The sequence below is a fragment of the Streptomyces sp. NPDC030799 genome (assembly GCF_055572255.1).
Genome location: NZ_JBVIDS010000019.1, coordinates 181,249 through 201,676 on the forward strand (window position 1 = coordinate 181,249; position 20,428 = coordinate 201,676).

13 protein-coding genes are annotated in these 20,428 nt (G+C 70.8%); 4 read left to right on the plus strand and 9 right to left on the minus strand.

The features are described from left to right. Positions 1 to 27 precede the first annotated feature (27 nt). Positions 28 to 4,965 carry an NAD-glutamate dehydrogenase gene (locus tag ACZ41I_RS37980; RefSeq protein ID WP_468319865.1) on the minus strand — a complete coding sequence of 1,646 codons (4,938 nt, stop codon included), beginning with the start codon at positions 4,963 to 4,965 and terminating at the stop codon, positions 28 to 30. Between the two features lie 692 nt (positions 4,966 to 5,657). On the opposite strand from ACZ41I_RS37980, the gene ACZ41I_RS37985 reads away from it, so the two are divergent. Further along, positions 5,658 to 6,224 (plus strand): DJ-1/PfpI family protein, encoded by a 567-nt coding sequence (locus ACZ41I_RS37985; RefSeq protein WP_363213847.1) that lies wholly within the window; start codon positions 5,658 to 5,660, stop codon positions 6,222 to 6,224. Between the two features lie 132 nt (positions 6,225 to 6,356). Here the strand turns inward: ACZ41I_RS37985 and ACZ41I_RS37990 are convergent, their stop codons facing one another. After that, positions 6,357 to 7,025: an HAD family hydrolase gene (locus ACZ41I_RS37990; protein ID WP_363213846.1), complete on the minus strand. Its 669-nt coding sequence runs from the start codon at positions 7,023 to 7,025 to the stop codon at positions 6,357 to 6,359. Positions 7,026 to 7,082: 57 nt separating this feature from the next. Continuing rightward, entirely contained in the window at positions 7,083 to 7,595 is a 513-nt protein-coding gene (locus ACZ41I_RS37995; RefSeq protein ID WP_468516291.1) for a DUF6912 family protein, read from the minus strand. Between the two features lie 330 nt (positions 7,596 to 7,925). On the opposite strand from ACZ41I_RS37995, the gene ACZ41I_RS38000 reads away from it, so the two are divergent. Continuing rightward, a complete protein-coding gene (locus ACZ41I_RS38000; RefSeq protein ID WP_399768483.1) occupies positions 7,926 to 8,513 on the plus strand; it encodes an Rv3235 family protein in 588 nt (195 codons plus the stop codon). A gap of 122 nt (positions 8,514 to 8,635) precedes the next feature. On the opposite strand, the gene secA is transcribed toward ACZ41I_RS38000, so the two are convergent. After that, the gene (secA, locus tag ACZ41I_RS38005; RefSeq protein WP_363213842.1) at positions 8,636 to 11,446 is read right to left on the minus strand and encodes a preprotein translocase subunit SecA; all 2,811 of its coding nucleotides are present in this window, start codon (positions 11,444 to 11,446) and stop codon (positions 8,636 to 8,638) included. Positions 11,447 to 11,698: 252 nt separating this feature from the next. On the opposite strand from secA, the gene ACZ41I_RS38010 reads away from it, so the two are divergent. Then, the gene (locus ACZ41I_RS38010; protein WP_468516292.1) at positions 11,699 to 12,268 is read left to right on the plus strand and encodes a GNAT family N-acetyltransferase; all 570 of its coding nucleotides are present in this window, start codon (positions 11,699 to 11,701) and stop codon (positions 12,266 to 12,268) included. A gap of 52 nt (positions 12,269 to 12,320) precedes the next feature. Continuing rightward, complete coding sequence (locus tag ACZ41I_RS38015; protein WP_468516293.1) at positions 12,321 to 13,523, plus strand: winged helix-turn-helix domain-containing protein; 1,203 nt, start codon at positions 12,321 to 12,323, stop codon at positions 13,521 to 13,523. 29 nt (positions 13,524 to 13,552) lie between these two features. On the opposite strand, the gene ACZ41I_RS38020 is transcribed toward ACZ41I_RS38015, so the two are convergent. From ACZ41I_RS38020 to mtrB, 5 genes are all read right to left on the minus strand, one after another. Next, the gene (locus ACZ41I_RS38020; protein ID WP_363213839.1) at positions 13,553 to 14,299 is read right to left on the minus strand and encodes a response regulator transcription factor; all 747 of its coding nucleotides are present in this window, start codon (positions 14,297 to 14,299) and stop codon (positions 13,553 to 13,555) included. Between the two features lie 201 nt (positions 14,300 to 14,500). After that, positions 14,501 to 15,193, minus strand: a complete 693-nt coding sequence (gene hpf / locus ACZ41I_RS38025) for a ribosome hibernation-promoting factor, HPF/YfiA family (protein ID WP_399768476.1) — start codon at positions 15,191 to 15,193, stop codon at positions 14,501 to 14,503. 312 nt (positions 15,194 to 15,505) lie between these two features. Then, positions 15,506 to 16,366, minus strand: a complete 861-nt coding sequence (locus tag ACZ41I_RS38030; RefSeq protein WP_399768474.1) for a ComF family protein — start codon at positions 16,364 to 16,366, stop codon at positions 15,506 to 15,508. A 125-nt stretch (positions 16,367 to 16,491) separates the two neighbouring features. Then, the gene (locus ACZ41I_RS38035) at positions 16,492 to 18,324 is read right to left on the minus strand and encodes an LpqB family beta-propeller domain-containing protein (protein WP_468516294.1); all 1,833 of its coding nucleotides are present in this window, start codon (positions 18,322 to 18,324) and stop codon (positions 16,492 to 16,494) included. Beyond that, on the minus strand, positions 18,314 to 20,428 hold the full coding sequence (gene mtrB, locus ACZ41I_RS38040; RefSeq protein ID WP_399768470.1) for an MtrAB system histidine kinase MtrB: 2,115 nt from the start codon (positions 20,426 to 20,428) through the stop codon (positions 18,314 to 18,316). Before mtrB ends, ACZ41I_RS38035 begins: the two co-directional genes overlap by 11 nt.

Here is a 20,428-nt window from a genome sequence, read left to right on the forward strand (position 1 = left end):
GCCCGGGGCGTTCTCAGCGCCGTACGGCTACGAGTGCGTGCGCAGCAGCGTCCGCATCGTACGCATCGCCACCGAGAGGTTGGCGAGGTCGAACGTCTCCGAGCTGCGGATCTCCTCCAGGGTGGTGCGCGCCCGGCTCAGGATGGGTGCGTTCTTCTGCTCCCAGGCCTTGAAGCGCTGCTCGGGGGTGGAGGTGCCGTTGCCGACCGCGAGGACGTCCGAGGTGAGCGCCGCGTGCGCCGCGTACAGGTCCTCACGGATGGAGGCGCGGGCCATGGACTGCCAGCGGTCGTTGCGGGGCAGCTCGATGATGCGGTCCATCAGCTGGGTGATGCTGAGCCGGTCGGCGAGGTCGTAGTACACCTCGGCGACGTCCAGCGGCTCCTTGCCCATGCGGTCGGCCACCGACACGATGTCGAGCGCCGGGAAGGCGGAGGAGAACCCGGCCACGCGCGTGGCGAGCTCGTCCGGGACGCCGGCCGCGGACAGCTCGTCGTACACGTGCTGGTACCACTCCAGGTCCGCGCCGCGCAGCAGCTTCGGCAGCTCCTGCCACACCCGCTCGACCCGCTCGGCGAAGAACTCGACGGTCTCGGCGAGCTCCAGCGGCTGCGGCCGGTTGTTCAGCAGCCAGCGCGTGCCGCGCTCCACCAGGCGGCGCGAGTGCAGCCGGATGCGGGTCTGGACGGCGGCGTCGACCTGGTTGTCCAGGGCCTCGACCGCGTCCCACACCGGTGCCGAGCAGAAGATCGCGCGGGCGGCCGTCTGGGCGCGGACGATCTCTTCCAGGGAGGCCCCGGTCTCCTCGCGCAGACGGTGCAGATACGTCGTACCGCCCGTGTTGACCGTGTCGTTGACCAGCACGGTCGTGGTGATCTCGCGGCGCAGCGGGTGGTGGTCGATGGCGTCGGCGAAGCGTTCGCGCAGCGCCGTCGGGAAGTACGCGTGCAGCAGGCTGCGCAGATACGGGTCGTCCGGCAGCGAGGTGTGCAGCAGCTCCTCGGCGACCGTGATCTTCGTGTACGCCAGGACGACGGCCGTCTCCGGGCTGGTGAGGCCCTGGCCCTGGCCGAGGCGCTCGCGGATCTGGCGGTCGGTGGGCAGGAACTCCAGCGCCCGGTCCAGGTGGCCCTCGTGCACCAGGTGGCGGATGAACCGCTGCTGGGCGTGGAGCATGTCCTTCGCCTGGAACAGGGCGTTGGCCAGGGCGGTGTTCTGCGCGTAGTTGTTGCGCAGGACCAGCGCGCCGACCTCGTCGGTCATCTCGGCGAGCAGCTTGTTGCGCTGCTTGACGGTCATGTCGCCGTCCGCGACCAGGCCGTTCAGCAGGATCTTGATGTTCACCTCGTGGTCGGAGGTGTCCACGCCGGCGCTGTTGTCGATCGCGTCGGTGTTGATCTTGCCGCCGTGCATGGCGAACTCGATCCGGCCGAGCTGGGTCAGGCCCAGGTTGCCTCCCTCGCCGACGACCTTGACCCTGAGGTCCTTGCCGTCGACGCGGATGGCGTCGTTGGCCTTGTCGCCGACGTCCGCGTTGGACTCCACCGACGACTTCACGTACGTGCCGATGCCGCCGTTCCAGAGCAGGTCGACCGGCGACTGCAGGATCGCCTTCATCAGGTCGGCCGGGGTCATCTTGGTGACCTTGTCCTCGATGCCGAGGGCCTCGCGGATGTGGGCGTTGACCGGGATGGACTTGGCGCTGCGCGGGAAGATCCCGCCGCCGGCCGACAGCAGCTCGGTGCTGTAGTCGGCCCAGCTGGAGCGGGGCAGCTCGAACAGACGGCGGCGCTCGGCGTACGACGTCGCCGCGTCCGGGGTCGGGTCGATGAAGATGTGCCGGTGGTCGAAGGCGGCGACCAGGCGGATGTGCTCGGACAGCAGCATGCCGTTGCCGAACACGTCACCGGACATGTCACCGATGCCGACGACCGTGAAGTCCTGGCTCTGCGTGTCCACGCCCAGCTCGCGGAAGTGCCGCTTGACGGACTCCCAGGCGCCGCGCGCGGTGATGCCCATGCCCTTGTGGTCGTAGCCCGCGCTGCCGCCGGAGGCGAAGGCGTCGCCGAGCCAGAAGTTGTACTTCTCGGCGACCCCGTTGGCGATGTCGGAGAAGGTCGCGGTGCCCTTGTCGGCGGCGACCACCAGGTAGGTGTCGTCGCCGTCGTGCCGGACCACGTCCTGCGGGGGCACGACCTCGCCGGCGACCATGTTGTCGGTGATGTCGAGCAGCGCCGAGATGAACGTCTTGTAGCTGGCGATGCCCTCGGCCAGCCACGCGTCGCGGTCCTTGGCCGGGTCCGGCAGCTGCTTGGCGACGAAGCCGCCCTTGGCGCCGACCGGCACGATGACGGTGTTCTTCACCATCTGCGCCTTGACCAGGCCGAGGATCTCGGTGCGGAAGTCCTCACGCCGGTCGGACCAGCGCAGACCGCCTCGGGCGACCTTGCCGAAGCGCAGGTGCACGCCCTCGACACGCGGCGAGTACACCCAGATCTCGAACGCCGGGCGCGGCGCCGGCAGGTCCGGGATGGCCTGCGGGTCGAACTTCATGGAGACGTAGTCGTGCGGCCCGCCGCCCTGCGCGGCCTGGAAGAAGTTCGTGCGCAGGGTCGCCTTGATGACGGTGAGGAAGGAGCGGAGGATCCTGTCCTCGTCCAGGCTCGCCACCTGGTCCAGGGCCGCGTCCAGTTCCTCCAGCAGGGCGTCCGTGATCTCCAGGCCGGCCTTCTGCCGGTCCGGCGACATCCGGGCCTCGAACAGCGACACGAGGAGCCGGGTGGTGTGGACGTTGTTGCGGAGGGTGTCCTCCATGTAGTCCTGCGAGAAGGTCGAACCGGCCTGCCGCAGGTACTTGGCGTAGGCGCGCAGCACCATCGCCTGCCGCCAGTTCAGCCCGGCGCTCAGCACCAGCGCGTTGAAGCCGTCGTTCTCCGCCTTGCCGGTCCAGGTGGCCGCGAAGGCCTCCTGGAAGCGCTCGCGGGCGTCGTCGCCGAGGTACTCCCCGCCGCCGGCCGCCTTGGGCATGCGCAGACCGAAGTCGTAGATCCAGGCCGTGGTGCGGTCCGCGCAGCGCAGCTCGTACGGCCGCTCGTCGGTGACCTCCACGCCGAGGCGGCTGAGCACCGGCAGCACCTTGGAGAGGGAGACGGTGCCGCCCTTCTGGTAGATCTTGAAGCGGCGCTCTTCGGGCCCGGCGCCCACCGGCTCGTACAGGCTCAGGCTGAAGGTCTTGTCCTCGCTGAGCTGCTCCAGGTGGACCAGGTCGGCGACCGCCGCGCGCGGGGTGTGGTCGGCCTTGTAACCCTCGGGGAAGGCGTTGTTGTAGCGGCGCAGCACCTCGGCCGCGCGCTCCTCGCCGCACTCGGCGGTCAGCGCCTCGGCGAACGCGTCGGCCCAGGAGCGGGCCGCCTCGACCAGACGGGCCTCGATGCGCTCCTTGTCGCCGTCCGACAGCTCGGGCAGCTCGGTGCCCGGCGGAACACGGACCACGAAGTGCAGCCGGGAGAGGATCGACTCGGTGTTCCAGGCGGTGAAGTCGACGCTGATGCCACCGAGCTCCTCCTTCAGGATGTCGATGATCCTGAGCCGGACACCGGTGGTGTAGCGGTCGCGCGGGAGGTAGACGAGGGCCGAGTAGTAGCGGCCGTATTCGTCCTGGCGCAGGTAGAGCCGCAGCCTGCGGCGCTCCTGCAGGTACAGCACGGACGTGGCGATGGACTGCAGTTCGGCGGCGGGCGTCTGGAACAGCTCGTCGCGCGGGTAGGTCTCCAGGATCTGCAGCAGGTCCCGGCCGTCGTGGCTGTTGGGCGAGAACCCGGCGCGCTCCAGCACCTCGTCGACCTTGCGGCGGATGACGGGGACGCGGCGCACGGACTCGGTGTACGCGGCCGAGGAGAACAGCCCGAGGAACCGCCGCTCGCCGACGACGTTGCCCTGCTCGTCGAACTTCTTGACGCCGATGTAGTCCAGGTACGACGGCCGGTGCACGGTGGCCCGGCTGTTGGCCTTGGTGAGCACGAGCAGCTTGTGCTCGCGCGCCTTGGCGCGGGCGTCGGCCGGAAGCCGCTCGAAGGAGGGGCTGACCGGGTGCTTCTCGTCCTCGGCGTGGTGCGGGTCGGAGCGCAGTATGCCGAGACCGGTGCCGGGCACCGCGGCGAGCGTGTCGTCGTCGCGCAGCTGATACTCGCGGTAGCCGAGGAAGGTGAAGTGGTCGTCGGCCAGCCAGCGCAGCAGCTCGCGGGCCTCCTCGGCCTCGGGCGCGGGGAGGTCGCCGGGCAGCGGCTCGCTCTCCAGCCCGTCGGCGATCCGGGTCGCCGCGTCCCGCATCTTCTCCCAGTCCTCGACGGCTTCGCGGACGTCGGACAGCACGCGCAGCAGGTCGACGGTGATCTGCTTCAGGTCGGCGCGGTCGGTCTCCCGGTCGATCTCGACATGGATCCAGGACTCGACGTGCGCGTCGTGCGGGAGGTCACCGGCGGGCGGGGTCGGCAGGACCTCGATCAGCTTGCCGGTCAGGTCGCGCCGGACGACGAACTGCGGGTGGACGACGACATGGATGCCGCGCCCGCGCCGGGTCAGCTCATTGGTGACCGAGTCGACGAGGAAGGGCATGTCGTCGGTGACGACTTCCACGACCGAGTGACTGCAGGTCCACCCGTTCTCCTCCACGGTCGGGGTGTGGACCCGCACGTTCGCCGTGCCCTGGGGGCGGTGCTCGGCGAGCCGGTAGTGCGAGAGCGCGGCGCCGAAGACGTCGACCGGGTCACGGCCGGTGAGGTCTTCCGGGGCGGTGTGCAGGTAGTAGCGCTGGAGGAACGCGAGCACGGACTCGCTGTCCGGGGTGTCCGGGGAGCCCTCGCCCGTGGTCCCGGTCGGAAGGTGGCCCCCGACCGGGCTGTTCTCAGCTACCCGGGCGGCCCTCTCGAGCAGCTCGGCCTTGGCTTCGTCCAGCTTGGTCTGCATTGTCCTCTGACTCCTGTCGCGCGCCGTTGCGTGACGTAGAAGGAAGTACGGTCTCTTTCCCTCCGGCTCGACGCCACGGCCCGGGGTGTCCGGTCCGTGTCGACGCTATGCCGCGAGGTGAGATGCGCGGGGGGAATTCGGCCATTCTCGACACGTCCGTCGGGTGTGACGCTGCTCTCGGCGCCGCCGTGTCCAGGGTTGTCCTCGGCGTCCCGGGGGCTCCTGCGGCCCCGTCCCGCCCGCGAAGACCAGCGACCGCCGCCCGGTCACGGAGGTGTTCCGTGCAACCCGGGCGCAGGGCAGGGGCAGGATCGCCCCCGCGAGATATCGCGCTGATCACGCCACAAGGCTATCGCTCCTCACCCCGGGCACGTCATGAGCCGTATGTGTACAAAACCGAGGGGTGAAGTTTGACGTTCTGCACAGCGGTCGGCCGGGGGGCGGTGACGTATTCGGGCGGGTGCGGCCCCTGGGTCACCGGGGGCGCGGGCGGCAGGGGCGGGCGGCGGCGTCCGGTCGCGCGGGCAGAGCCCCGAGCCCACTCTGAGAACAGGGCATACCGACATCCGGCAACGCTCCGAAGCCGTCGCCGGAACCGCGACGGCCCTCTTGGCAAGCCCGCCCGGTGTTGGCACCTTGCCCAGGGACAGTGCGTCCCGCCCAGGAGTACCGGAGTACCCGGAGGAGCCGACATGCCCGCGAAGATCCTGATCGTCACCGGCGACGCGGCGGAGTCCCTGGAAGTCCTCTACCCGTACCAGCGTCTGCTTGAGGAAGGCTACGACGTCCATATCGCGGCCCCCTCCCGCAAGACGCTCCGCTTCGTCGTCCATGACTTCGAACCCGGCTACGACACGTACACCGAGAAGCCCGGCTACACCTGGCCCGCCGACCTGGCCTTCGCCGATGTGGACCCCGGCGAGTACGCGGCCGTCGTCATCCCCGGCGGCCGGGCCCCGGAGTATCTGCGCAACGACCCCGAACTCCGCAAGATCCTCAAGGCCTTCTTCGACTCCGACAAGCCGGTCGCCCAGATCTGCCACGGCCCGCTGCTCACCGCGGCGATCGACAGCCTGCGGGGCCGCCGGGTCACGGCGTACCCCGCACTCGAACCGGACATGCAGGCGGCCGGAGCAGGCTTCCAGGACACCGAGGCCGTGGTCGACGGCACCCTGGTGTCGTCCCGGGCCTGGCCGGACCACCCGGCCTGGATGCGGGAGTTCCTCAGGGTGCTGCGCTCGAAGGCGCCGGTGAGCTGAGCGACGGGACGGCGGCGGGTCTCGTCGTTGCGCTTGCGGTGAGCCGCCGGATGGCGGCCCGTCGTGGCTGGTCGCGCAGTTCCCCGCGCCCCTGGGGAACTGCAGCCGCCGCACACCGTCCGCCAAGCCCCGCTAAGCCGCTATTCGCTCCGCTTCCTCCACCGCCTCGGCCAACGTGTCCACCACCGGCACCCCCGCCTCCTCCAGACTGGCCCGGCTGTGCGAGCCCCCGGTGTACAGCACGGCCCGAGCCCCGACACGCCCGGCCGCGACCGCGTCGTCCGCCGCATCCCCGATCACCACGGTCCGCGCAGGCTCCACCACGCCGCTCAGCGCCTCCAGATGCCGCACCATGTGCTCGGCCTTGCTGCCCCCGGACGGGCCCGTACGCCCGTCGACCCGCAGGAAGTGCGTCTCGATGCCGAAGCCCCGCACGAGGGGCACCAGCTCCTCGTGCACATACATGCTCAGCAGCGACTGGCTGCGCCCCGCCGACCGCCACCCCGCGAGCAGGTCCGCGGCCCCCTCGGTCAGACCGCACCGCACCCGGTGTTCGGCGTAGTACCGGTGGAAGACCCCGTCCATCAGCTCCCACTCGGCATCGGTCGGCAGCCGGCCGATCAGCCGCTCGTAGAACTTCGGCACCGGCACGCAGTACAGCGACCGGTACTGCTCCAGCGTGATCGGCGCGAGCCCCAACTCGGCGAAGGCCGCGTTCGTCGCCCCGATGATCGCGTCATTGTCATGGAACAGCGTGCCGTTCCAGTCCCAGACGATGTGCGCGCTTGCCTGCATCCCCATGCCAAAGACCGTACCCGCCCCCACTGACAACGACCTCTGCGAGCGGATACGACCAGGTCAGGCCCGTTCGACCAGGTTGGGGATCTCCTGCGTGGCGTACCACAGCAGCTCGTGGTCGTCCGCTCCGTCCACGACGAACTGCGCGTCGTCGTCCCCGCCGTCGGCCGCCGCCAGCGCCTCCGCCGCCGCGGCCACGTCCTGCTCCGCGTCATCGGCGTCGACATGGACCGCGGCCGCCTTGGCGAGCGGCACGGTCGCCGTCACGGTCACCTCGCCCAGAGCGGCCGGATCGAGCCCGCGGCCGGGGTCGACACCGGCGGCGCCGTCGGCCACGTCCACGGCGACCACCACCCGGCGCCGTACCGCACCCGGGTCCGCCGCGAGCAGCCGCAGCGAGGCCAGCGCGGCCCGGCTGAGCGCCGCGTACTCCAGCTCCTCGACGTCCTCGGAGAGATACCACTCGCGCAACGCGGGCGTCACCGCATACGCGGCGAAGGGGCCGGTCCCCAGCTCACCCGTTTTGTACGCCTCGGCGAGACGGGGGAGGGTCAGGGGGACGTAGACGCGCATGCTGGCCGCTCTTTCCTGCTCAAAGGCTCCGCTGGGGCCCCGGGAAGGCCGGCTGCCGCGTCTCCCGGAGGGCCTTCAGGATACGTGCGCCCGTCCCCTTTCGGGTCTGTGCCCACGCCCCGGAAGCCGTCGACTCCGCGCCGTGAATTCACCCGGAGCACCCGCCACATCTCCACCGTCCCCCCGTCCGGCATCCCCCGGATAGGTGAACCTCTCCGCCCCTCCCGAGCGCTCCCCGCCGCCCTTGCCACCCCGCTCCCGGTCCCCGTACAAGATCCCCACCAGCGAGTTACCGCCCGGTATCAACCGGGCCCGGCGAACGGGGACTTCATGAACAAGGTCATGAGCCGCACCGCGAACAAGGCGACGAGCCGCGTCTCCCAGCCCCGCCCGCGCCACCGCCCGCCCACCCGTCACGACACCCGCCGCCCGGCAGGAGCCCCGCCCAGGATCCCGCCCCACCGCCCGACGGCCCACCAGCCGGCCACCACCCCGCAACCAGCCCGGCCCCGCCCGACCACGAGCCCCGAGCCGGCACCGGCCCCGCTGCCCGATGCTCCGGAAACGGCCCGCACAACGCCCCGGAGGTCGGTACGGCAGCCCCGCCCCACCGATCTCTTCGCCGACCGCCTGCTGGCCGTCCTGAGCGGTCAACGGCCCGTGCACTGGATGCTCCGCCACACCGCGGGCCGCGCCTACGACGACCTGGTCCGCCTGGCCGAACGCGGCCCCCTGCGTACGCGAGGCTCCCGCCCCCAGGTCCACGACATCGGCTACTACGTCCCCCGCGACGGCGCCCTGGAGGTCTTCGCCCGCATCGCCGCCGGCGACCGGCTCCGCGCCCTGGCCTTCCGCCTGGAACTCGGCCAGGACCTCCGCTGGCGCTGCACAGCGGTGGAAACCGGCCCCCGCCCTTGACCGACCGCCCAGCCACAGGCACGGGGCACCGGGAAGCAGGCAACACGAAAGGGCCGGGCCCCGAAAAGGACCCGGCCCTTCAACGGCCGACGCGCCGCGGGCAACCGCGCCGCGGGCAGCCGCTACTTCTTACGACGCCGCCCGCCCTTGGCCTGCCGCCGCCGCTCGGCCCGGGTCAGCCCGTCCGACTCCGACCGCACCGGCTCGTCGTCCTCGAGGTCACGCTCCACGATGCCGCCCTCACCGTCCACGGTCGGCGCCGAGAAGTGCAGATCCCGCCGCTGCGGAACGTCCAGCCCCTTCGCGCGGATCTCCGGACGCGCCCCGGCCTGCGCCGGAACCGTGTCGTGGACACCCTCGCCGACCGGCTCGGCTTCCTCGACCGGGACCTCCTCGACCTGCTGCTCGACCTGGACCTCCAGGTTGAACAGGTAGCCGACGGACTCCTCCTTGATGCCGTCCATCATCGCGGTGAACATGTCGAAGCCCTCGCGCTGGTACTCGACCAGCGGGTCCTTCTGCGCCATCGCGCGCAGGCCGATGCCCTCCTGGAGGTAGTCCATCTCGTAGAGGTGCTCACGCCACTTGCGGTCGAGGACCGACAGCACGACCCGGCGCTCCAGCTCACGCATGATCTCAGAGCCGAGCTGGGCCTCCCGGGCCTCGTACTGCTCGTGGATGTCCTCCTTGATGGACTCGGAGATGAACTCCGCGGTGAGACCCGCCCGGTCGCCGGCGGCCTCCTCCAGCTCCTCGACGGTGACCTTCACCGGGTACAGCTGCCGGAAGGCTCCCCACAGCCGGTCCAGGTCCCAGTCCTCCGGGAACCCCTCGGCGGTCTCGGCGGCGACGTACGCGTCGATCGTGTCGTCCATGAAGTGCTGGACCTGCTCATGCAGGTCTTCGCCCTCCAGCACGCGCCGGCGCTCGCCGTAGATGACCTCGCGCTGCCGGTTGAGCACCTCGTCGTACTTCAGAACGTTCTTACGGGTCTCGAAGTTCTGCTGCTCGACCTGCGACTGCGCGGACGCGATCGCGCGCGTGACCATCTTGTTCTCGATCGGCACGTCGTCCGGCACGTTGGCCATGGACATCACGCGCTCCACCATCTGGGCCTTGAACAGGCGCATCAGGTCGTCGCCGAGCGAGAGGTAGAAACGGGACTCGCCGGGGTCGCCCTGACGGCCGGAACGACCGCGCAGCTGGTTGTCGATGCGCCGCGACTCGTGCCGCTCGGTGCCCAGCACGTAGAGGCCGCCGAGCGCCTCGACCTCTTCCTTCTCCGCCTTGACGGCCTGTTCGGCCTTCTCCAGGGCGGCGGGCAGGGCGTGTGCCCACTCCTCGATGTGCTCCTCGGGGTCGAGGCCGCGCTGGCGCAGCTCGGCCTCGGCGAGGTCCTCGGGGTTGCCGCCGAGCTTGATGTCCGTACCACGGCCGGCCATGTTGGTGGCCACGGTCACCGCGCCCTTGCGGCCGGCCTGGGCGACGATCGACGCCTCGCGCTCGTGGTGCTTGGCGTTGAGCACCTCGTGCTGGATGCCGCGCTTGGAGAGCTGCTGCGAGAGGTACTCCGACTTCTCGACGGACGTCGTGCCGACGAGGATCGGCTGGCCCTTCTCGTGCTTCTCGGCGATGTCGTCGACGACCGCCTCGAACTTGGCCACCTCGGTGCGGTAGATCAGGTCCGACTGGTCCTTGCGGATCATCGGCCTGTTGGTCGGGATCGGGACCACGCCGAGCTTGTAGATCTGGTGGAACTCGGCGGCCTCGGTCATCGCCGTACCGGTCATGCCGGAGAGCTTGTTGTAGAGGCGGAAGAAGTTCTGCAGGGTGATCGTGGCGAGCGTCTGGTTCTCGTCCTTGATGTCCACCCCTTCCTTCGCCTCGATCGCCTGGTGCATGCCCTCGTTGTAGCGGCGGCCGGCGAGGATACGGCCGGTGTGCTCGTCGACGATCATGACCTCGCCGTCGATGACGACGTAGTCCTTGTCGCGCTTGAAGAGCTCCTTGGCCTTGATGGCGTTGTTCAGGTAGCCCACGAGCGGGGTGTTCACCGACTCGTAGAGGTTGTCGATGCCCAGCCAGTCCTCGACCTTGGAGACACCGGACTCGTGGATGGCGACCGTGCGCTTCTTCTCGTCGACGTCGTAGTCGCCGGTCTCCTCGATGCCCTTGAGGGGGTTGCCCGCCTCGCCCTTCTTCAGGCGCGTGACGAGCTTGGCGAAGTCGCCGTACCACTTGGTGGCCTGGTCGGCCGGGCCGGAGATGATCAGCGGCGTACGGGCTTCGTCGACCAGGATGGAGTCGACCTCGTCGACGATCGCGAAGTTGTGGCCGCGCTGCACCAGCTCGTCCTTCGACCACGCCATGTTGTCGCGCAGGTAGTCGAAGCCGAACTCGTTGTTCGTGCCGTAGGTGATGTCGCACGCGTACTGCTCGCGGCGCTGGGCCGGCGTCATGTTGGCGAGGATGCAGCCGACGTTCAGGCCCAGGAACTTGTGGACGCGGCCCATCATCTCGGAGTCGCGCTCGGCCAGGTAGTCGTTGACCGTGACGATGTGGACGCCGTCTCCGGAGAGGGCGTTGAGATACGCGGGCAGCGTGCCGACGAGGGTCTTGCCCTCACCGGTCTTCATTTCGGCGACGTAGCCGAGGTGGAGGGCGGCGCCACCCATCAGCTGCACGTCGTAGTGGCGCTGGCCGAGGACGCGCTTGGCGGCCTCACGCACGGTGGCGAACGCCTCGGGGAGCAGGTCGTCCAGGCTCTCACCATCTGCGTAGCGCTGCTTGTACTCCTCGGTGAGGGCTCGCAGCTCGGCGTCGGAGAGGTCGACGAAGTCCTCTTCGATGGAGTTGACCTGGTCCGCGATGCGGTGCAGCTTGCGCAGGATCTTGCCTTCGCCTGCACGCATGATCTTCGAGAGGACGGACACGGGGGTTTGTCTCCTTGCCGGTCGGGCCTGGGACGGTCGGTTTCCATTTGACGTACTGAGCAACGGCCATCGTATGCGAGGACCCGGCTGGGCCGGGAGGCCTGGCGGCCCGACGGCTGCTTCATCAAGGACAACGGACGGGCCACGGCGATAGTGCCGCATCGGCGGGAGGAATTGCGCGAACTGTGATCGCGTGCTCACGGATGGCGAAAACGGATGGCCCGACCGCGGGCGGCCGAGCACAATCGGCCGATGGACCCCGTCACACTCACCACGGACCGCCTGGTCCTGCGCACGGTAGGCCCGCACGACACGCAGGCGGTGTACGACGCCGTGCAGGACCCCGACATCCAGCGCTGGACCACCGTGCCGTCGCCGTATCTGCCCGAGCACGCGAGCGGCTTCACCGAGCAGCTCGTCCCCGACGGCTGGGCAGCGGGTTCGATGTTCACCTTCGGTGTCTTCCTCGCCGGCGGGGAACTCGCCGGCATGCTCAGTCTCACCATGCGCTCGCTCGGCGTGGCGGAGGTCGGCTTCTGGGCGGCCACGGAGCATCGCGGCCAGGGGTACGTCACCGAGGCCACGCTCACCGCCTGCCGGTGGATCTTCACCGAGGTCGGCGTCGACCGGGTCGAGTGGCGTGCCGAGGTCGGCAACCACGCCTCCCGCGCGGTGGCCGAACGCGCGGGTTTCGCCATCGAGGGCACCCTGCGCTCCGCGGTCAACAACAAGGGCGTACGCCGGGACTGCTGGGTCGGTTCGCTGCTGCCCTCGGACCTGGGCCTGCCGTCCACGGCGCCGTACCTGCCCGCGCGCGTCTAGCGAAACCGCAGGTCAGCCGGGACTGTCAGTGGCACCCTCTATCGTCCGGGGCATGACGACCCTGCCGCGCCCGACCACCACACTCACCGCGGACGACGCCCGCCGTATCGCCCTGCGGGCCCAGGGCTTCCTCGGCGCGCCCGACCGGCGGGCCGGAGTCCGCGGGGTGCTGCGCCATCTCGGCGCGGTCCAGCTCGACACGATCTCGGTCCTCGCCCGCTCCCATGAACTCGTGGCCTACGCCCGGCTCGGTGCGGTCGGCCGCAAGGCGGTCGAGGCCGCCTACTGGAAGGGCGCGTCCACGGGTGTGTCGCCGGCCCTCCCGCACGCCTTCGAGTACTGGTCGCACGCGGCGTGCATCCTGCCCATCGAGGAGTGGCCGCACTTCGCCTTCCGCCGCCGCGCCTACCGGGACCGCCCGCACTGGAACCACGAGCTGCCCGAGGGCGCCTACGACCAGGTCATCAAGCAACTGCACGCGGAGGGCCCGCTGACCTCCACGGAACTGGGCGGCGCGAAGAAGACGAACGAGTGGTGGGACTGGTCCGGCACCAAGGTCGCCGTGGAGCGCGCGCTGATGTACGGCGAGGTGGTGTGCGTCGAGCGGCGCGGCTGGAAGCGGGTGTACGACCTCGCCGAGCGCGCCGTCCCGGAAGCGCTGCTGCACGACGAGCTGGACGACGGCGAGTGCCTGCGCCGCCTGGTCCGGCTGGCCGGTGAGTCCCTCGGCGTCGGCACGCGCGCGGACATCGCCGACTACCACCGCCTCAAGGGCGAGCAGGTCGACGCGGTCATCGCCGACTCGGGGCTGGTGCCGGTCGAGGTCGAGGGCTGGGGGAAGCCCGCCTGGGCGGACCCGGGGGCCCTGGCCACGGCGCCGCGCGGGCGTCACCGGACCACGCTGCTGTCGCCGTTCGACTCGCTGATCTGGGAGCGGGCGCGCACGGAGCGCATCTTCGGCTTCACCCACCGCCTGGAGGCGTACGTGCCCAGGCCGAAGCGGGTCTACGGCTATTTCGCGATGCCGGTGCTCGCGGGCGGCCGGCTGGTCGGGCGGGTCGACCCGGCCCGTGAGGGCCGCACGCTGGTGGCCAAGCAGGTCACCCTGGACGGCCCGAAGGCGGTTCCGGCGGTCGCCCAGGCCCTGGTCGAGGCGGCCACCTGGGTGAACTGCACGGACGTCCGGGTGGAGCGGGTGGACACGCCCGCCCTGCGCGAGCCCCTGACGAGAGAACTCGCCCGCATCCTCACCTAGCCGCGCCCGGCGCGCCCGGCGCGCCGCCGCTAGCGGATCTCGAGGATCTTCTCCCGCATCGCGTAGACCACGGCTTCCATCCTGGAGTGCAGCTGGAGCTTCTCCAGGATGTTGCGGACATGGTTCTTCACGGTGTTCTCCGAGATGAACAGCTCCTTGGCGATGTCCCGGTTGTTCATCCCGGTGGCGACGAGCTTGAGGACCTCCAGCTCCCGATCGGTCAGCCGCGGCGCGGGCACCAGGCGGCGTTCGTCGGTGCGCTGGATCATCGACTTGAACTCGGTGAGGAGCTTGGACGCCATGGACGGGCTGATCTGCGACTGCCCGTCGGCCACCGCGCGAATGGCGGTCGCCACCTCGTCCGTGGAGATCTCCTTCAGGAGGTACCCGGTCGCACCCGCCTTGATCGCGTCGTAGAGGTCGGCCTCCTCGTCGCTGATCGTCAGCATGATGATCTTCGCGCTGGGTGCGACCTCCTTGATGGAGGTGCAGGCCTCGATCCCGCCGCGCTTGGGCATGCGGACGTCCATCAGCACGATGTCGGGCAGCAGGTCGGCGGCCTTGTCCACGGCCTCGGCGCCGTCGCCGGCCTCGCCGACGACCTGGATGTCCTCCTCGGCCGCGAGCACGATCTCCAGGCCGCGCCGGAAGAGGGCGTGATCGTCCACGACCAGGACTCTGATCGGCTCCGCGCGTACGGCGCCCGCGTCCGGCCGCATGCCGATGACGCCGTCGTCGCCGTCCTCGTCCCGCATCGGTCCGAAGGTGTCCGCCATCGTTCCTCCCCCTGAGGCTGTGGCCCGTGGTCCTGTGCCATCGCCAACCCAAGGCAGCGGCCCACCGGTTGGGCCGGTCCGGTCATGATTTCATGCCCGGGCGACACGGAGGTGACGTGCGGGGCGTGAAGTGGTCGCACACAGGTGCCCCTGGGGGCGCACACGCGCTTCCAGGGGCACTGGACCGGCGTGGGCCGGACGTCAGCCGCCCAGCGTGCCACCTGCCGCGGGGGCCTGCGCCTCGGCGACCATCGGATCCGTGCTGAGGTGGATCACGCCGTAGTCGTAGGCGTGCCGCCGGTAGACGACGCTCGGTTCCTTCGTCTCCGCGTCGACGAACAAGTAGAAGTCGTGGCCGACCAGCTCCATCTCGTAGAGGGCCTGGTCGAGGCTCATCGGGGAGGCGACGTGGGTCTTCTCGCGGACGACGAGAGGGCCGTCACCCTTGACCTCCAGCGAGCCGATCTTCTTCGTCGGCACTCCCTCCGTCTCTTCCTCCGAGACGGCAAGGCCGGTGCCGTTCAGCGTCGCCGCGCCCGGGACGTGGTCGGCCACCTCGGCCGCCGAGATCCGGCGTGCGCCTCGGCGCGAGAAACGCTTGTCGTGCTGCTTGCGCAGCCGGGCATCCAGCTTCTCCGCCGCCAGGTCGAGTGCCGCATAGGGATCGCTGGCCGCTGCCTCCGCCCGGATCACCGGACCGCGGGAGCGGAGCGTGATCTCCACTCGATCGCAACGGTCGGCCTGTCGGGGGTTCGGCTCCTTGGACACCTCGACGTCGAGGCTGATCACCTTGGCATCGAGCCTCTGGATCTTCTCCAGCTTCAGCTTCTCGGCCACGTGCTTGCGGAACCGCTCGGGCACCTCGGTCTTGCGGCCCTTGACGACGATGTCCACGCAGAACTCCGTTCCCGGATCACTCCGCTCGGTCGGCGGAGCATCTCCCTTTCGCACCAGGTCCGGTGAGCACCGGACCTCGGACTCGGTGACTTCCACCTCCTCCTCCCCCATGGGCGAGATCTCCACCCCACCGCCACGGGTGATTGCGGAAAACCCGTGGCACGGCATTCCGATATGAGAGGTGTGGCCTGCGCCTTTCCTCACAACCGAACATATCTCGCCCGGACGGATGTCGTCACCCTCTACTCCGGCGTACCTCCGTTCAGGTGAATTACCCCTCTCCCTGCCTGCAACGACGCAAGTCGGCGATCAGTTCCTGTTTATTTCGAAAGAATCCCGCGGAGCGGCGATCACGGCCGCACGGAGCGCATGCCCGACGGTGTTCGGTGACGGCTTTTCCGGTGCACCATGCACCCACTTCTCGCGCTCCGTCCGTGCTCCGGTCCGCTGTTCATCCCTTCCTTCCCGAGTTACGGCCCCGTACACGGCTGTTCTCACTCGACTTCGCTCCTCTGCCACGTCTCGCAGGGCCCGTGCCGCCTCCGCGAGGCTGGCGCCCGTCGTGATCAGGTCGTCCACGAGCACGACGTGTCCCGCCCCGAGCAACGGGCCGCCGCCCGCCGTCACCTCCAGCGCGCCCGCCAGGTTCGCAAGGCGCCGCCGTGCGTCGAGCCCGGCCTGGTCCGCCACCGGCCGCCGCTGGCGCAGCACGGCGGCCACCCTGGCCGGCGTCCCGCTGCGCCGCAGCTCCCCGGCCGCCGCGAGCGCCATCCGCCGCACCGGATCATGCCCACGCGCCCGAACGGCCCACCGGGCGGAGGGCACGGGGACGAGCAGCACGGTCCCGGACCCCCTTTCACCCGCATCAGCACCGCACCCGCCGAGCCCCGCAAGCACAGCCCCCGCCAGAGCGGCGCCCAGCTCTCCCGTGAGGGCCAGCGCGCCCCGCTCCTTGTGGGCGAGGAGAAGCGTGCGCACCTCCTCCGCGTACGGAGCCGCCGCATGCACCACCGGCAGTCCGGCCGGCTCCGGTACCGGCCGCACCCGCCGCGGCGCGCGACCGCACAGCGCGGCCCGGCAGCGCGGGCAGAGCACCGTACGAGGTGCCCCGCAGCCCGCGCAGTCGGCCGGCAGCACCAGGTCGGTGAGGTCTCGCCACCACCCCCGCATGTCCACCACTGTGCCAACACCGAAGCCGTCCGGCCACTCCTGTGGACAACACCCTGTGGACAACCCGGAGAACCGCACACCGCCCGTCACCCGCACGGGGGAACGGGCGGTGCGTGGCGCGATGCTCAGCCCGGATAGACCGGTGCCGACCCGTCCTTGTCCACCTTCTGCCACTGCGCCCCGGACGGCAGCCGCACGATCCCGTCGTCCTCCGAGTAGGCCACCAGCGGCACCCGCTCGTCCTCGGACGCGGCGATCGACTTCACGCCGGTGAGCGCGCCCGGCGCCGGACCGTCGAGCGTGGAGCCGTCGACCTGGACGTACCGCATCTGCAGCACCCCGCCCTGCTCCCGGCCGACGACGAGCAGCCTGCTGTCCCCGGCCCACGACAGGGCGCTGACCTGCTCCAAGTCCGGTGCGGCCGAGCGCAGTTCGACGACCGACGTACCCTCCCCGGTCCCGTCGTCGCGCTGGACCCGGCCGATGAGCAGGGACCGCTTGTCGCCCTTCTTCACGACGAGCGCGATCCGCACCCCGTCGGCGGCGACCCGCGCATCCAGGATCGTCCCGGACAGGTCCGGGACCGCGACCTCCTGCGGTTTGGCCACGCCCTGTGCCATGACGTACAGCCGTCGGCGGTGCGGGTCACGGTCGGCCACCCACAGGTCGCCCCGGGCGTCCCAGCTCGGTGTCGTCAGCCGGTCGGCCGGTGTCGCACCCTGGCTGGTCACCAGCGCGTCCCCGAGCGAACCGCCCGACGCCAGCGACGTCACGTACAACGACCTGCCCTGGTCTCCGACACCGGCCGCGGTGTGCTCGTCCCGCGACACGGCCACCGAATCGAGCGCCTTGCCGCCCTCGCCCAGCGGACCCGGTACCGGAACGGCGTTGGTGCTCGTGCTTCCCGTCGGTATGCGCACCAGTCGGTGCTTGCCGTCGAGGAAGTACAGGTTCTCGGGGCTCTTGGCCGACCCCCGCCATGCGACGGCCTCGGCACGCTCCTCGCTCAGATCGCACAGCCGGTGCCCGCCGGCGCCCTGCAGCTCCACGGACTCCAGCGTCGGCGCCAGGTTCCGCAGCGTGAACAGCACCTGCGTCGCCATCTCGGTGCACTTGCGCGGCGCGACCTGGGACGCCTGGAGGTTCAGCGGCACGGTCAGCTTGTTCTGGTCGTCCGGCGCCAGCCCCGACGCGTCCTTCTGCAGGGCCGTACCGGTCGGGAAGCTGGACCTGACGACCGGCCGGAGCCAGCGGGTGGGACCGCCGATCAGCGAGCGGACCATCTGCGTCATCGGGTCCACCTTGCTGCGCACGAACACCGGGTCGGCGACCGCCACCGGCTGCCCCGTCGACCCGACCGCGGTGTCGGAGGCGAAGTAGTACTTGTCGACGGACGTGTAGTTGCGCTGGAAGTCCGACTTGCCCATGACGACACCGTCGGGCAGCCCGTCGATCCTCCACTGGCCGTCCTTGGAGCTCCGCGTGAGGTGGACCTTCTTGCGGTAGGCGCCGCCGGCCGGCTCGTACGCCAGCTGGGCATCCACCGTCGCGACCCTGCTGCCCGCCAGCACACAGGTGACGGTACTGGTCGGCTCCGCGCCCGCCCGGCAGTCCGGCTCGATGCTCGGGCCGCCCGCGAGGACCGTCGTCGACCGCTCCGGCCGCCAGCTGCGCGCCGCATCGGACGACAGATACTTGCGGGCCGTGTCGTAGTCCGGGTCGTCGCTGGTCAGTGCCTCCAGGAAGCCCTGCATGATCTCGGCGGGCCCGGCGCCCTCGGCCGGCGGCATGGCGAACACCCGGACCCGGGTGTCCTGCCGCGGTGTGGACTCCACGTTCCGCAGATCCCCGCTGTCGGGCATCGAGGCGCACCCGGCCAGCAGTACGGCCCCCAAGGCGGCGTACGCCACCGCGCGCCCAGGCCTGGGCCGGGCGCCCCCCTTGCGGTCAGCGCCCACGAAATGCCTCCCCTGGCTCGGTCGAGTCCTCCACCTGGGCCGAATCGGGCCGGGTCGCGCCCGTTTCGGGTGCCGGAGGTGTGGCGGACTTGCCGTCCGCGGGCTGCGGGCCGCCGGCGGGCCGGGACACCACGCGCGCGCCGTTGCCGTTGCCGGGCAGCGCGGCCGGGTCGGCAGCGACCAGCCGGGGCGCGATGGGGGCGCGCGGCGGCAGCGCGGGCGCCTGGGCGCCACCGTGCTGCACCGGGACGGTCGCCCGTTTCTCCTCGGCCCCTCCGGGCAGCCCCGCTTCGTCGAGGCCGCGGTTGCGGCGCGAGTCCTTGGGCTCCAGCGGTATCGGCGAGCCCCGCAGCGGCTCGTCCGCGGTCCGGGGCAGCGTCAGCCGGAACTGGGAGCCGCCGCCCGGCTCGCCCCAGGCCTGCAGCCAGCCGCCGTGCAACCGCGCGTCCTCCAGGGCGATCGACAGCCCGAGGCCCGTACCGCCGGTGGTACGCGCGCGTGCCGGGTCCGCGCGCCAGAAGCGGCTGAAGACACGCGTCGCCTCACCGGGCTTGAGTCCCACGCCGTAGTCGCGCACCGCGACGGCGACCGCGCCACCGGCCGCGGCGAGCTTGACGACGACGTCCTTGCCCTCGCCGTGCTCGACGGCGTTGACGACGAGGTTGCGCAGCACGCGCTCCACCCGGCGGGCGTCGGCCTCGGCGACGACGGGCTGCTGGTCGCCGACCACGCGTATGTGCGTGCCCTTGCGCTCGGCGAGCGGCTCGGCGCCGCTGACCACACGCCGGACGACGTCCCTGAGGTCTATCGGCTCGGCCTCCAGCGCCGCCGCCCCCGCGTCGAAGCGGCTGATCTCCAGCAGGTCCGCGAGCAGTGACTCGAACCGGTCCAGCTGGTCGGCGAGCAGCTCGGCCGACCGCGCGGTCACCGGGTCGAAGTCCTCGCGCGCCTCATGGATGACGTCGGCGGCCATGCGCACCGTGGTCAGCGGAGTCCGCAGCTCGTGCGAGACGTCCGACACGAACCGGCGCTGCATCCGCGACAGGTCCTCCAGCTGCTGGATCTTCACCTGGAGGTTCTGCGCCATCTTGTTGAAGGCCTCGCCCAGGCGCGCGATGTCGTCCTCGCCGGTGACCTTCATCCGCTCCTGCAGCCGCCCGGCGGACAGTCGCTCCGCGATCCCGGCCGCCATCCGCACCGGCGTGACGACCTGCCGCACCACCAGCCAGGCGATGGCACCGAGCAGCACGACGACGAACAGCCCGGCGGTCGCGAGCGTGCCCTTGACCAGGCTCAGCGACTTCTCCTCCTGGGTGAGCGGGAAGAGGTAGTACAGCTCGTACGGCCGCCCGTTGGGGTCGTTGACCTGCTTGCCGATGACCAGCGCCGGCTGCGACTCCTTGCCGTTGGAGTACACGATCCGGGTGTAGCTCTGGGCGGCGGTCATATTGCCGTTGACCTTCTCGCGCAGGTCCGCGGGCACGCTGGAGGTCGGATTGACGTTCCCGGAACCGCGCGGGCTGCGCCCACCGCCGCTGTCGTCGCCCACGGGCAGCGTGACGACGTCGAAGGCGCCCGCGCCGCCGCTGGACAACGACTCGACGAGGTCACTCATCCACTGGATGACGTTCTGCGACTGCCGGCCGTCCACGGTGGCGGTGCCGTCGGCGGTGCCGCTCCCGGCGGCCGCGCCGGCGCCGGCACCGGTAGCGGCGCCGCTGGCCGCCTCGTCGGCCCTCTGCTTGGCCACCGCGAAGCCGCCCGTGGCCTGGCTCTGCGAGGCCTTCACCTTCGCGTCCAGCAGGCCGTTGCGGACCTGCCCGATCACGACGAAGCCGAGCAGCAGGACCACGCCCAGCGACATCACCAGCGTCGTGGCGACGACCCGCAGCTGGATGTTGCGCCGCCACAGCCGCATCACCGGCAGCAGCGGACGGCGCACCCAGCGCAGGAACAGCCTGATGACCGGGCTGCCGTGGACCCCGCCCTCGAGCAGCCCACCCTCGAAAAGACCCCTGAACCGGGCACCCGCCGTCCGGCCGACAGACCGCCCCGGACGGGCCCCGGACCGGCCGGGGGCCGAAGCGGCGCTGTCCCCGGACAT

Coding starts and splice junctions, on each gene's coding strand:
- ACZ41I_RS37985 (WP_363213847.1), top strand. CDS start 5,658: ATGCCCGCGAAGATCCTGATCGTCACCGGCGACGCGGCGGAGTCCCTG.
- ACZ41I_RS37995 (WP_468516291.1), bottom strand. CDS start 7,595: ATGCGCGTCTACGTCCCCCTGACCCTCCCCCGTCTCGCCGAGGCGTAC.
- ACZ41I_RS38030 (WP_399768474.1), bottom strand. CDS start 16,366: ATGCGGGGGTGGTGGCGAGACCTCACCGACCTGGTGCTGCCGGCCGAC.
- ACZ41I_RS38010 (WP_468516292.1), top strand. CDS start 11,699: ATGGACCCCGTCACACTCACCACGGACCGCCTGGTCCTGCGCACGGTA.
- ACZ41I_RS38000 (WP_399768483.1), top strand. CDS start 7,926: ATGAACAAGGTCATGAGCCGCACCGCGAACAAGGCGACGAGCCGCGTC.
- ACZ41I_RS38015 (WP_468516293.1), top strand. CDS start 12,321: ATGACGACCCTGCCGCGCCCGACCACCACACTCACCGCGGACGACGCC.
- ACZ41I_RS37980 (WP_468319865.1), bottom strand. CDS start 4,965: ATGCAGACCAAGCTGGACGAAGCCAAGGCCGAGCTGCTCGAGAGGGCC.
- mtrB (WP_399768470.1), bottom strand. CDS start 20,428: ATGTCCGGGGACAGCGCCGCTTCGGCCCCCGGCCGGTCCGGGGCCCGT.
- ACZ41I_RS37990 (WP_363213846.1), bottom strand. CDS start 7,025: ATGGGGATGCAGGCAAGCGCGCACATCGTCTGGGACTGGAACGGCACG.
- ACZ41I_RS38020 (WP_363213839.1), bottom strand. CDS start 14,299: ATGGCGGACACCTTCGGACCGATGCGGGACGAGGACGGCGACGACGGC.